The organism is Sphingomonas gei (assembly GCF_004792685.1).
GTDB lineage: Bacteria > Pseudomonadota > Alphaproteobacteria > Sphingomonadales > Sphingomonadaceae > Sphingomonas > Sphingomonas gei.
In genome coordinates, this window is sequence record NZ_SRXT01000008.1 from 1 (window position 1) to 13,598 (window position 13,598).

Genomic DNA, 13,598 nt, shown 5'->3' on the forward strand with positions numbered 1-13,598 from the left:
CCGAGATCGCCGGCCAACATGTCTGGGGGCATGCCCCCAGACATGTTGCCATCATCTCAACCAACCATCATCAAGGAGCCGGACTCTACCTCTGAGTGGTAACAATCAGGGGCGCACGTCAAACCTTATGACCATCGCTGAGTCACCGAAGTGACATATGGCAAGATATGGGCAGGTTGCGGACTGGCAAGTTCTGGCGAGCGGGCATGGATAGCGGCTGTTCCGGTTGCAACCCAACCTCTCAGGGCTTCACGAACCGGACACGCGAACCGGTCGGTTTCGCCCCTCGACGGAGGGGTCGAACACCTCGACTCGTGTGCACATCGGTCTGGTTCGCAAGCAAGGTGCCTTCCGCGTCCAGCAGGAAGCCGGCCGCCTCCACCTCCTCGCACACGGACGCAAGGTCGATCCGATGCAGCGACGGTGCGTCGCTCGTGCCTAGTTTGGCATCAGTCCCTGAGAATTCAAGTCGCGCTCTAGGTCATAAGTGACCGATAACTTCCGGCCTGACGGCTCCTGGCGAAGCGTCTCAGCGTTTTTTCGATACTGGAAAGGATCGAATCCTTGGTTGTATCACCAGGATGGACAGCCACCCGAACCGTTCGCAGCGGATGCAGCGCCTGACGGGCGAGCGCTGCGAAGGCCAGGGATGACGCCGTCCTCGCAGTCGATCTGCTGGCCCAGGTGATCACCGGCCCGCGTGCCACGACTTCGCCTGTTTGCGGGATCCAGACCTTCATGTGATCCTCGGCAATGCCGAAGCTACTGTCGCGCAAGGCTTCCATCGCCTCCGGCCCATAGAGCCATGCCGGTGCGATGAACCCGGCGCTTTTCCGGCCGATGATATCCTCGACGAGCGCTCGCCCGTCTTCCATTCTGCGTGCCGCCTCGTCGTAGGAGAGGCCGAGAAATTCGCCTTCGCTCGCCGTCATGTATTTGGCCTTCAGGCCCGAGATGCCCTGATGCTCGACGGTGTCCTTGTGATACCAGCCATGAACGAACATCTCGATTCCGCTGTCGGACCAGGCCCTGAGGCGGTTGGCAAATGGGGTGCCCGAGCGGATCGGGTGGCGCCCCCAATGATCGGGCACGACGAGCATGGCAAACCTGGAACATCGGAGCGTATCCGTCAGCAGTCCGGCGAGCCGGTCGACTTGCCGTTCCGACCCCGGGCTGACATCGTGAATCGATGCAAGGAGTGCGCGCCTGTCAGAAACTGGCATTGATCCCGATCCTTACCGTTCTCGGTCGCAGAGGCGTTCGCTGATTCCCTTCGGCTACGGAAAACGGATTGCCGTAGGAGAAGCGGTTGGCTCGGCTGTCCATCAGGTTTTCGATGTCCAGTGAAAGGCCCCAGCGTCCGAATTCGGCCCGTGCTCCGATAGCCGTGTCGAGATAGTCCCCCTGCGAAAGATCGAACGGTGCGCGTACACCCAGATACGAGGTGCCGATGTAACCGACCGATCCGTCCAGCGTGATTTTCGTATCCGCGATCCAGGGCTCGAAACGAGTGGTGAGCCGCCCACCGCTCTCCGCAACATTGGGCAAGTTCCCTTCGACATCGGATTGGAACTCAGGTGTCGGACGATCGAGTCTGCTGGTCGTGTTGAACGCCGATAGTTGAAAGCTGAGCTCCGGATCGGCCTGCCAGGCAAGATTGACCGAGACATAGTGCACCTGCGCCGAGCCCAGATTTGCGACATAAGGGAAGCCGGCACTCGTCACGAGATCGGCTTGTACCCTGCTCCACCTCGAATAGGCATAAGACAGTCCGCCCGACAGCCGCGAACCGGCGTCGGTGCCGAAGCGCATGCCGATCTCCGACGCGCGGACTTCGTCTGGCTGGAAGCTGGTCACCTCGGCTTTATCGCCGCTCCCCGTCAGCTGCTGCGCCCCAGGCCTGAATCCTTCCTGATAGCGTAGATATCCAATCATCCCTTTCCAGGGTTTCCAGGACAGAGCAGCGGTCGGCAGAAACCGTGTCAGGGGACGGGTTGGCTCGACCGAGGCCTTGCCCAACTCGGTATTGATGTCATCGAACCGCAAAAAAAGCGACAGCCTCCCCCCGCCGGTGATCGAGACATTGCGCCAGAGGGGCATTGTTGCCTCGCCAAACAAGGCGGCGTCCAGGGTTTCCGATCGAACATTGGAGATCGGCGCGAGCGCATCTTCCGGACCGAGAAACCGATCTATACGATTGACGTTATGGGCAATCGAAAAGCCCGACACCCAGTTCGAAATCCAGCTCGTCGACCCCGAGATCCGCGTCTCGTGGGTCAGCAGCCGGACCTCCATGCTCTCATCAAATAAGGTGGGAATCTGCGCATTGGACGACGTGGCGTCGAACACCGTGTTGATCGAATGATAGGTATAGGAGGTGTTCGACAAGAGCTTGGCGAAGCCGAGGTCGGCCCGGACGGTTGCGAAACCCAGGCGATAATCATTGTCGAATGGTTGCGCAAAAAAGGATCGACGCGTCAGCGCGGAGGAGAGTGGAGCATCGGTATACTGGCCGTCCCTGCTGCCCGTGTCCTGAGAGACGATTCCGGCATCGATGCTCAAACCAGCGTTGAACTCCGCTCGAAAGGTTGCCCGCAGTCCCGACACGCTCGTGCGATTGACGTCGGACAGGTCCCGTCGAACATCGTCGATATAGCCCGGGCGCAAGATGCGATATCCGACAATTCGCACTGCGGCGCGTCCCCCAATCGGGATGTTGGCAACTATGGCGCCGTCATTGCCCAACTTGTCGCCGGTCACCGCGATCGCTGCGGTTCCGCTTACCTCGAACGTTCCAGGCGCAGGGAGGCGTGGCACGATATGGATTACACCGCCCAGCGAACCCGCCCCGTAGAGAGTCCCTTGCGGGCCTTCGACGACTTCGACCTTCTCGATGTCGTATAGCGCGAGGTCGGGATCAGGAGCGCTATAGGTGAGTCTGCTTTCTCCGAAATACTGGCTGATAGTCGATTGCAATTGCCCATTGAAGCTGCTGTCGGCAATTCCCCGGACGAAAATCTTGTTTCGACCCGAACCAAGATTGGTCGAGCCCAGGTTCGGAAGCTCTTGAAGCAAGATCTCACTGCCCCTGCTGCCGAAATGAAGGCTTTGCGCCTCATCGAAAGAGGCAGCATGGAATGCGCCAGGATAGTCGGCCAGCGTGACATGCTGTTTGCTTGCCGTGACGATGATCTCTTCGGACGGTGTCGGTGGATGGGCAGTGGGCTGCGGCGTAGGGCTTGTCGCGGGCCTCGGCCGGCGGGGAACCTCTTGTTGCGCGCGCCGAGCTGGCTGACGAAGCAGCCGCACCACACTCCCGCGCGAAATTCGAAAACCGTACCCGGTACCTTGCAGCAGTCGGCGCAACCCTTGGCGGAAGGTAAAGCGTCCCCTCAATCCGGCAACCCGGACAGACCGTAGTGCCGGATCACTGGTGTCGATGGAAACGCCCGCCTGGGTGGCGAACGATATCAATGCGACGTTCAATGGCCCGGCGGGAACATCCAATGAGATTTCCTCGGCAGCGTGCGCCGGGAGGATTACCGCCGCGCACACAATCGGCGCGCTCGCCAAAAGCAATTTGCGGCTCACCGAGCTTCGACGGACCAGTGCGCCCCGTCCGCGACGATTTTCTCGCCGATCAGCTCTTCCAGCCTCGCGCGCAGTGCATCCCGATCTCCATCGATCTGGATCACGCCTGAAAAGCGCTTGGCGCGCATCGCTCGTGGCAGCTCGAGCGATATGCCGACGGACCTGACCAGATCGTCGGCGACCTGTTCCAACGGCGCCTGATCATAAACGAGTTTTCCGTCTGCCCAGCTGCCGATCGATGCTACCGGTCTCTGCGAAATTTGGATCTTCCCACGATTGTTCGCTGCAAGGCTGTCACCGGCGCGAAGATTGACGCTCCGGGCCGTGCCTTCAAAGCGCACCGCGCCTTCCGCCACCCCGACGCTGAGTTGCCGATCGGTGCGGACCACGTTGAACACCGTTCCTATATCGACCAGGCGCTGCTCACCAGCGACGACGGTGAACGGGTCGGAATCGTCGTGCTTCACGACAAATCGTGCTTCGCCTCGGGCCATCTCCACCGATCTGGTGTCGTTCTTGTCGAGGACAATCCTGGTGCCACCGTTGAGCAGGATCTCACTCCCGTCCGCAAGTGAAACGGTTCGAGTCTCGCCCGCCGAGGTTTCGATCGAATAGAGCGCATCCCGGTTAGGCAGCATTTGAACCGCAAAGAGACCGGCCACCGCTATCGAAGCTGCAAGCGCACCCCAGCGCCATGGGGCCCGGCGAACCGGTTCGCTGCCACCATCATAAGCACCATCATCCTCGTCATTGCTGAATTCCGGTAGTCGCCCATGTCCATCGCCGCGCGGAAAAGTTGCTCTCTCGAGCAGGGGCGACATACGCACGTCACCGTCGGCGACGGCTTCATAGACGCCGTTATGAGCGGGATCGGCCTCCAGCCACTCTGCGAATTCGATCCACGCATCCTCGTCGGCATTCTTGAGCCGAAGGTGCCAGGCTATCGCCTGCTCGAGCATTGCGCGATCAGGAAAAGCTGACATCGCCGGCCTCCTTGTGCGAGCGTTGCGGGGTGCCATCCAATTCTTCGCGCAAAAGCAGGAGCTTTCGATAAGCCCGCTGGAGGTGCTTTTCCACCGCGCTCAAGCTGAGATCCAGGCTGGTGGCGATAGCCTTTTGCGACAGACCGTCGAGCCGATACATCTTCAGAATCTGCGCAGTCCGTTCCGGCATCGACGCAAGCGCCTCGTTGACCCGCTCGAGTTCGTCGCGCGCGATTACGCTCTCCTCTGGCGAAGGTGTGGCGTCCTTTTCAAGGTCGGGGCCTACCCGATTGCGCGTCCAGTGATCGTCTCGCACCTGCTGCCGCCGACGCCCCCGGCGATGGTCGTGCAGGAGGTTGTTCGCCATCTGGTAAAGATATGCCCGCGGGTTGCTAACAGGGCCGGTACGCATGCTGGTCAGTTTCACGTACAGGTCCTGCAATAGATCTTCTACTTCGGCAGGGTTACATTGGCGTGCAAGCATGAAGCGCGCCAGATCGGAACGCATTTCGCCGAGTAGTTGTGCCAGGCCCGTTTCGCCAGTGCTCGAATCTTCGGACCTTTGTGACATACAACTCCCATAAGGGGTGCGCTGCCACCGGGGCAATGCACCAAGCGATGACGTGAGCTTTTGAACGGCTTCCGGCATCAGGAGGGGCCCTTCCAGGATATGGTGACCGATGTTTCCGACCTTGCCGCGGTACGCGCGCCTTCTATCCGAAGCCTGAAGCGCGGTTCCGACCAGGCATTGACCGGCCGAACTTCAAGCCTGCCGATCCGGTCGATGCTGCCCATGCCTAGTCCCCTGGCGGTCGATCCGCGTGTCTGGCGTCAGACGCCGGGGACTGCGCAAAACCGCACATGCAGGGGAGATAATAGTGAAGCCCGGAGGACGGCGTATTGCGACCCCGCGAAGGCGAAACGGGACCTATGACCGGTTTGGCGCGTGATAGGACCGACCTGATGGGGTCAGTATCGGTCTGCTCGGCGACTCGGCACGAGCTATGCGTTTGGCCGACGGAAGTTTTGGAGAACCCGGCTCGCCCAATGATCGACAAAGCCCTGACCGAAGATCTTCTCGGCCCTGATCAACCCCGCAACGAGCAAACCCCAGGCTACGAGGATGCCGGCTGCTACCATCTCTGGCTCGCGCGCGTGCCCGTCAACCAGCGGGGTTATCACTTTCAGGCCCAGCACCAGCAAAATCAGCCCCACGAAAATTCCGATCGCTCCCGACTGTCGCCTTGGCGGCTTTCCCAAGGCCAGCGCCAGTGACGGCAGGAACAATATGAGCGCTGCCGAGAGACAACGTCCATAGACGGCCGAACGACTGGAAGGGGTGCCGTCTGCCCATAGCGATCCGATATCGACCCGCTTGGGAGATCTGTCTCCGGACCCGATTTTCGACACGCCTCCCACGTCATCCGTGCGGTATTGCAAGCGAACGAAGTCGATCACTCCGGAAGATCGTTCCTGTATGGCCTGTCCGTCGCGCAATTCGATAGCCGCCGCCCCGGAGGGAAGCCGCCAAAACCGTCCGCGCCTTGCGGTGAAGGTTTTTGCTTCCGTTCGGAGGAACAGTCCGACGAGTTCGCCATTTGCCGCATCGACTTGCTCGAACAGCAAAACCCTTCCCGATCCAAGATCGATGAACTGACCTGCCTCGAGCCGGTGACCGAATTCACCGCTCTCCATGCGACTACCGATTTCCGTGAGCTTCACTTCGCCGGCGGGCATCAGCCAGCCTTGGTTCGCTATCGTCAGGATACTGACCATCGTAGCGACGATGAGCGGAGACCGCATCCACCGCAAAGGCGCAATGCCGCACGCCTCGATCACGTCCAGCTCTCCGCTAAGAACGAGCTTTCGTACGGTCAAGGCAATTCCCAGGAACAGCCCGACCGGCAAGCCTATGCCCCCATATTCCGGGACCAAGCCGGTAACAGTGTGCGCGACTATGTATCCGGGGTGCCCCGAAAAGCGGGTGATCTCCAGGAGACGGGGAAGATGCTCGAGGAGCATCAATGACATGACGACGGCCAGCACACGGCACATCGTTCCGAGTGTCTGCCTCAGAACATAGCGATCGAGGATAAGGAGGCGAAAGGACATTGCTCGCTTACGCAGCCGAGGAGAGTTCGCCCGAGGTCAGGTTTCGGTAGATCGCAAACAGGGCTGCGAAATGATCGTCCATCGCCCGCGCCATGCGGCCGGTCGAGCGCGCGGTGAAGCGGTCTGGCAGAGCGAGAATCGCGCGCACCAGGTCCGTATGATCCGCCGCACGATAGGACAGCCCCATCTCGCCCTTGGCAAAGTCGGCCGCACCTCCGCGATCAGGTACGATCACGGGTATGCCGCTAGCGCTTGCCTCCGCTGCAGTCATGCAAAAGGTTTCCGCCTCACAGCCATGGAGGAACGCATCGGCGCTCGCCAGGACGCTGGCGAATTTCTCCCGATCGCGTTCCGGACGAAACAGCCGGATATGGGGATTCCCGCCGATGGACCGAAGGATGTTTGTACCGTCTCGTCCTTCGCCAAAGATCGCCAGACCCAGCTGGCGATGCCGACCAGCGATCGTCACCGCTTCGACCAGCATCGGCAAACGCTTTTCCGGCGCAAGTCTGCCGGCGGCAACGAGCAATGTCGCGTCGGGGCCGAGGCCGCATTGTGCGAGAAGGCATGCGCGCAGGTCTCCATTGCGCTTGCTGGCCGAGAAGCGTTGCGGCTCGACCCCCATCGGAACCGTCACGACATTGCGGACACCGCCTGCCTTCATCCGCGATGCCAGATCTTCGCTGGCACAGACGACGGCGTCATAAAGTCGACCAAGCTGTCGCAAGTGATCCCAGTAGCGCACAAACCGTCGGTCGATCGTCTCACGACTGACCAGGGGTTCCAGCCAACGATAGGCATAAGCGGACAGAGGATCGGCGTGCATGATGAGCGCCTTGGGTACCTCCGGCCGCCAATTCGCGACCATGAGGGGGCTTCGCCAGGGCGAGGACGCTTCGACGAAATCCGGCGCCAACGTGTCGAGCGCGGCGTGGAGCGCTCGCTCATCCTTGAAATACCAGTATTTTCGGTCGAGCGGGAAGCGCGGAGAGGCAATCGTCCGGATGCGGGCGCGGGGGCCAAGCTCGACAACTGCATCCTCGTCGGCAGGTGCCAGGATGGTGATATCCTGCTGCATCCGTTCTGCGATCGCCAGCTTCTGGCCGACATAGGTTTTTACGCCGCCGCCTCTGGGAGAATAGAAGGCGCAGACATCGACGATTTTCATCGGCAGGTTCCACTCACCGCAGCGGGCGCATGCCGAGGCCGCGCCGATAGTTCATCACGATCTCGATCTGCGTCGGGCCGGAGCGCGCTACCGCGCTCGCAGAGGAAGCGGCAGGTTTGCTCCATCCAAGCCTGGGATTGCCCGCAAATCCTATTCCATCGACGCGCCAACTGAACTTTCGATTGCTGTCCCGGTCATGCAGCAGGCTCACCGCATAGCTGCCTGCCGAAGGGACCCGGACACAGAGCTGCACCGGCCCCGAAGCGGAAACCGACTGTTCGACCCTGCGGAAGATCTTGCCAGCTGAAATCAGGACATTGTCATCTTCCAGGAAATCCGAGTTATTTGCCGGGTACACTTCGAGCTTGAGTTTGCCCGTGCGATCCTTGAGGCCCTCGACGTTGACGAGAAATGAGGGTCCGAGCTCATTGGGACGGCATCTGCCTTCGGCCGTTCCGAGATCCGGCGTCGACTGGATGGTAGCGGCAACCAGCAGGGGACCGGCCATGAGGCTAAAGGGCAGGCGTTTCATTGCCCGTCCTCTTCGAAAGCAGGTCTGCAAATGCCAGGCTGATCCCGACAAGCACATGAGCCGCGAGGATTAGTCCTGCCATGAGGACCATCAGCGCCGACACTTCGACTTGGCCGCCGAGTGCGAGGACGGCGATGCCAGCGAACACGACGTCCTTGTTCGGTACGAAGGGCAGTCGGGAGATCAGAAGGCGAATGGTTGCCAGAACGAGCCACCAGGAAAGCGGAACGTCTGGCAGTACAAGATGCCACAGAGCTGCCGAAAGAATGGCCGTCGCAAGAATTCTCGAGAGATGGACCGCGAAGACCATTCTGAGTTCTTTTCTTTCCAGTGAAAAAATCGACTGGCGAAGCAGCATCACCGCAAGCGAGGTCCCGATCACGAACGCAAGCGACCAACCGATTGCGGCTGCATGGTCGTGAAGTGGCATCAGCCTCGCGAAGGGAAACGCCATAGCGAGAAAGGCAAGGGTGGTTACGTTGCCCGCAACCGCCGAGAGCACGGCGACGTCCTTCACCGCTCCGAACGGAGTGGTCACGAATTTGAGGTTCCGCCGTGCCCAGCCGTAGAAATAGACCTCTCCCAGATAGCCGACCAGCAGTTCGTTGTAGATGAGCTTGCGGACCAAAGCACCGAAGGCGCCGGCCCCGACTCCCCAAAGACGTTGGAAAATGAACCAATCGCTTGCCGGTCCGATCAGGTAGCTGAGGGCGAACAGGCCCCAGAATGTCAGCGAAGTGGGCACCAACCCGAGTGTCTTCGCAAAATCGAGGTCGCGCGCCTGGTAGATCGCTGCGCCGACGACGATCAGCGAGAGGATCGTACCAAGAACGCCGCCCGGTGCCGGCATCGCCCTGCGATCCTGCGGTTCGAATGCAAACGTTCCCATTGGCGCAAGCGCGAGAGTTTGATCGGGCATTCCTAGGTCTCGCTCGTTGGTAAGTGCCCGCTAGACCCCGCCCCCGTGCCATTCCCGCACCCCGCTGCGTATTTTCTTCCGACGCTGGCGGCGAGAATCGCCGACCAGAGCGGTGAGCCTGTACAGATAGAGCTGACCGGAGCTTTCCAACGTGAACCCGGCGGCAAGGCGCTGCATCGCCGTTCGATCCGGCCGCAGATGCCTCGCGGCGTTCATCGCTATGCCCAGTGTATCGGGATCGCCGGGGGGAACCACCACGCCAAATTGCCCGTAGCCTGTCAGCCACTCCATGCTGACGCAGCAGTTCGTCGCAGCGACCGGTAGGCCCGCAGCCAGGGCTTCCAGAATGACTGCAGGCGCTCCTTCGTAGTGGGACGAGAGGACAAAGACGTCTGCTCCTGCGTACAGGGCTCGAACATCTTCGACGTGCCCGACAAACCGGACTTGCGATCGCAAGTCCAACGCGTTTGCTAGTTTGACGAGACGGTCGCGCTCGGGACCGTCTCCAGCAATGACCAGCGTGTCTTCGGACCGGGCGTGGCGTGCAAACGCCTCGAGAAGCAGTACCTGATTTTTCTGTGCGGCAAGTCTGCCGACGGTGAGGAAGCGGCAACCAACGTGCGCATTTCTGGCTGATCTTGCGCCAGAAAGGTGATGCAGGTCGGATTCCGACAACGCCGGGTCGGGAATGACGCTGACCTTGTTATCCGGGGGCGCCATTTCGCGCTCGACTTCAGCAAGCATCGGTGCCGCGATCGCCACGAAGCCGTCGAGGGCGCTACCCTGTACTCTCAGCCACCATTGATAGAATGGTCTGATGAACTTCGGAAGATCACGCCTCTCCAGATCGTTGCTGATCTTGACAAGAACGGGAGGGCATCGATCACCGAGGAGAAGCTTCATCGCTACGCAAACAACGGTGTAGGTGTTTCCGGGACAAAAGACGACGTCGACCTTTTCCTTGAGAAGGCACTGGAAGAACGACCAGATCATCCAGATCGTCTCCCACCGGTCGGTCGAAAACGGTTCTGTCATGACACGATAATCGAGGGCGGGAGCGGTAGCGACACAGGCTCCGCGACTTCGGCCAAGGACGATGACGGGATCATGCCCCGCCTGTCGCCAATGTTCGGCAAGGCGCAGCGCGATACGCTCGACCCCGCCTGGTTCGAAGCTATGGATGGGAATGGCAATCCGCATGCCGGCTAGACGCCGATCATATTGAGAACCCGCATGGGCTGCGGCGCATTTGAGGCTGGGACTTACAGAAACCATTCGCCCCTGCGGTGAGGTCGATGCCACCGAGGAAGACGGCGGCGGGGCGGTCATATCGGGTGCGACGCCTCCGCAGCCCTTGAGGCGGCAGAACTGCGGCTCGATGGATCATAGAGCGGCATGTCCGGATCGAGGTTGATGAGAGGCCGGCCCAAACAGCCGGCGAGCCCGTTTCTCCAGGCCGTCCACCAGCTCGAAGATGACGGGCACGACCAGCAGACTCAGCAAAGTGGAAGTCAGCAGGCCGCCGATGACCGCGATCGCCATGGGCTGGCGGAAACTGACGTCTGCACCGATGCCCAGGGCAAGCGGCGCCATGCCTGCGATCATCGCCGCGCTCGTCATGATAATCGGACGCGCCCGCATCCGGCAGGCTTCCAGCAGAGCCTCCTCACGCGATAGTCCGCGGCGCTTGATCCCCAGGATCGCATATTCGACCAGCAGAATCGAATTCTTGGCAACGATGCCCATCAGCATGACGAGGCCGATCATGGCCGTGAGGACCAGCGTGCCGCTCAAAAACAGCGCAAGGAAGGCGCCGCCGATAGAGAGCGGCGGGGCCGAAAGAATGGTGATAGGCTGGAAGAATCCCGAAAAAGGAGCACCAATACGCAATAGATGCACAGGACTCCGGCGGCGAGCGCGGTCAGGAAGCCTGCGGAAATATCTTCACCGATCTCCGCATCGCCTTCCGGCATGATTTCGACCTGGTCGTCCTTTCGACCTCCCGTCGTGACAGCGCGCAAGGCGACGTCCGACCTCTTGCCCGGTGTGGACAGAAGCATGACGTAACTGCGACCGTCGCGTATCACCACGCACTCGGCTGGAACGACCAATGCCCTGGATTCGCCCACAGCGATGGCGCCATTGGCGTACATACCCGCGCGCGCCGGACTGCCCGGCAGGATAGCCGATGTCTGATGGCTCGGGCCGCCCGAGGGATCGAAGCGATCACGCGTTCGCGTGCCGCCGCCCTCGATACCGACTGCCGGCACCTTTCCAGCCTCGCGCACCGTGACCAGCGCACGCGCCTGGTCGACCCGCGCGGCAGCCTCGGCCAGTGTCGGGTTATCGCTCAGACCCGCCGAAACCAGATGGTCTATGGCGGGATCGTCGAGCTGCGACCACCGGTCCGCCCCGCCCATCGGTACCGTCGCCTGCGATGGGGGCGACCCGCCGGGGCCGTTGGTCCACGAACCCGGCACATCCAGTGCGGGCCGACGATATTCGGGTTGCAGCGCGCATGCGCCGAGGAAGACGACAGGCAACGCCATGCCGGCGCGAAGGAAGGTCGCCATAGGGGTATTGTGCCCACGACCGGGGCAGCTCACGCCTGCCGACGACAGATTGGGATCGGCTGTCGGAACCCGGCGCCGGAGGACATTTTTGCCTCCGGCGCCCTCCGCAACCCGAGGGGTGCGCCCGCTCGGATGACGTCGATCCCATATTTCCTGCCCGGTCAGAAGGTGTAGGCGAGGAAACCCATGCCGAACGGGGCGGTCTTCTTCCTGACGATCGGGCTGTCCTTCACCTTGCCCAGCAGCGTCTTGACGCCGCCCGCCACTCCGAAGCCAATATGGTCCGTCAGTCGATATTGCAGCCCAAGTTCTGCCTCCGCATCCAGCAAACCCGCACCGGGGCGAAACTGCCGAAGACCCGATTCCTGTGCCTGACGTGCATTCACGCCGTAGAAACGGTCATTGTTTTTCGCGTTTGCCCACCTCGTCTCGATCGAGGGCGTGATCGACAGCCGCTCATTTACCTCGATGGGGCGCGATAGACTGAAATCGGCGATCATGCCCTTTGTGTTGCCGGCGAATATCTGGGTAAGGCCGGCCGTGGCTTCGAAGCCGAATTGCCGAACGCTGACGAAACCGCGGGCGCCGGCTCCCATATCGATCTTGTTGAACCGGTTCGGTACATCCTCACGGTCATAGCTATCAAAAACCGCGACGATACCGGCGCCGACCGTGAAGGTTTCGTTGTCTACCGGCGCGAAGCCAATTCCGTTGTCGAAATTGACGAAGAAGCTGCCGCGCTTGATGTCGACCGCTAATATCGGTTGAAACTCATATTTCCCCGCGCCCATGTAAGCGGGCTGATACAAGCCGCCGGCGCCGATCGTGATGTGATCCTCCTCAGGACCATCGTCGTCTCCATTATATGCAGACGATTGAGCAGGAGCTGTGAGAGGTGGCTCGATTTCGGTTGAAGTCTGAGCTACCGCAGAAGTGATCCAGAATAGAGCGCCTGCCGAAACGACGACCCGATTACAAAAACGAAGTGTTTGACGCATGTCGATCCCCGAGGATTATGGTGGGCGATATCCGCCATCGGCGGCATTCGGCGTACAAGCTGTCACCAGCCTGTTTATTTGATTCGATCAGATGGGCATGGTTCGCACGGACTAACCACGTGCCCTGTTCGCAATTCTGTGACCTGAATGTCTGCGGCGCCTCGGAGTCGGTATCTGCAAGAGAAAGGCCGAAGTACCGCTGCTCGAATACGCGCGCGCGACACGATGCTGGCACTTCGAGTAAGATGCCGAGACTTTGTGCGTAAGGCGATCACCGCAAATCAAGTCGTGTGAGGCAATATGGCATGTCGGTGTCTCCGTTTGCCCCTGAGACGCCAACCGGATTGCAGACCCGCACCAGACGATGCGAAAATTCTCGGCTCCGCTGACACGGACATTCTTCAGTGTCGCGCTGTGGCGGCGTGCCCCCGGATTTCGCGCCAGACGGCGATGCCGGCTTTAGATTGATTTCGCTCGTCGCCCCGTAGTTCGCGCGGCGCCGCGTCAGCCCTCAACGCCGGAGCAACCGGCGACGGGAGGGAAGAATGACGATCTCGAAAAAGGCTCTTTGCGCGGCGCTGCTCGCCGCCGCCGTATATCCTGCCGGCCCGGCCATCCTGCCGGCCGGTGCGCAGGAGGCGCCCATGGTTCGACCTGCCTTCGCAGGACCCGGCAACGACGCTGCGCGCCCTGACCCGACAGGGCGGTCGCGAGATCCTGCT

Annotated in this window: 12 protein-coding genes; all 12 read right to left on the reverse strand. The window is 60.9% G+C overall.

The annotated features are described in order from the left end of the window. Positions 1-476: 476 nt before the first annotated feature. Positions 477-1,223, reverse strand: coding sequence for a polysaccharide deacetylase family protein (locus E5A73_RS18800; RefSeq protein ID WP_135965392.1), 747 nt, complete (start codon positions 1,221-1,223; stop codon positions 477-479). Continuing rightward, positions 1,210-3,507, reverse strand: coding sequence for a TonB-dependent receptor (locus tag E5A73_RS18805; protein ID WP_135965393.1), 2,298 nt, complete (start codon positions 3,505-3,507; stop codon positions 1,210-1,212). Before E5A73_RS18805 ends, E5A73_RS18800 begins: the two co-directional genes overlap by 14 nt. A gap of 80 nt (positions 3,508-3,587) precedes the next feature. Further along, positions 3,588-4,574 (reverse strand): FecR family protein, encoded by a 987-nt coding sequence (locus E5A73_RS18810; RefSeq protein WP_168355992.1) that lies wholly within the window; start codon positions 4,572-4,574, stop codon positions 3,588-3,590. Beyond that, positions 4,558-5,082, reverse strand: a complete 525-nt coding sequence (locus E5A73_RS18815; RefSeq protein WP_168355993.1) for an RNA polymerase sigma factor — start codon at positions 5,080-5,082, stop codon at positions 4,558-4,560. Before E5A73_RS18815 ends, E5A73_RS18810 begins: the two co-directional genes overlap by 17 nt. Before the next feature lie 494 nt (positions 5,083-5,576). Next, a complete protein-coding gene (locus E5A73_RS18820; RefSeq protein WP_135965396.1) occupies positions 5,577-6,686 on the reverse strand; it encodes an LptF/LptG family permease in 1,110 nt (369 codons plus the stop codon). A gap of 7 nt (positions 6,687-6,693) precedes the next feature. Continuing rightward, a complete protein-coding gene (locus E5A73_RS18825) occupies positions 6,694-7,854 on the reverse strand; it encodes a glycosyltransferase (protein ID WP_135965397.1) in 1,161 nt (386 codons plus the stop codon). A gap of 13 nt (positions 7,855-7,867) precedes the next feature. Continuing rightward, positions 7,868-8,386: a DUF2141 domain-containing protein gene (locus E5A73_RS18830; protein WP_135965398.1), complete on the reverse strand. Its 519-nt coding sequence runs from the start codon at positions 8,384-8,386 to the stop codon at positions 7,868-7,870. Further along, on the reverse strand, positions 8,367-9,305 hold the full coding sequence (locus tag E5A73_RS18835) for a hypothetical protein (protein WP_135965399.1): 939 nt from the start codon (positions 9,303-9,305) through the stop codon (positions 8,367-8,369). Before E5A73_RS18835 ends, E5A73_RS18830 begins: the two co-directional genes overlap by 20 nt. A gap of 30 nt (positions 9,306-9,335) precedes the next feature. Continuing rightward, on the reverse strand, positions 9,336-10,505 hold the full coding sequence (locus E5A73_RS18840) for a glycosyltransferase (protein WP_168355995.1): 1,170 nt from the start codon (positions 10,503-10,505) through the stop codon (positions 9,336-9,338). Between the two features lie 183 nt (positions 10,506-10,688). After that, positions 10,689-11,204, reverse strand: a complete 516-nt coding sequence (locus E5A73_RS21645; protein WP_240700275.1) for an efflux RND transporter permease subunit — start codon at positions 11,202-11,204, stop codon at positions 10,689-10,691. Then, complete coding sequence (locus E5A73_RS21650; protein WP_206366543.1) at positions 11,096-11,854, reverse strand: TolC family protein; 759 nt, start codon at positions 11,852-11,854, stop codon at positions 11,096-11,098. The genes E5A73_RS21645 and E5A73_RS21650 overlap by 109 nt, the downstream gene beginning before the upstream one ends. Positions 11,855-12,039: 185 nt before the next feature. Next, on the reverse strand, positions 12,040-12,876 hold the full coding sequence (locus E5A73_RS18850; protein ID WP_135965401.1) for a MipA/OmpV family protein: 837 nt from the start codon (positions 12,874-12,876) through the stop codon (positions 12,040-12,042). Positions 12,877-13,598 lie beyond the last annotated feature (722 nt).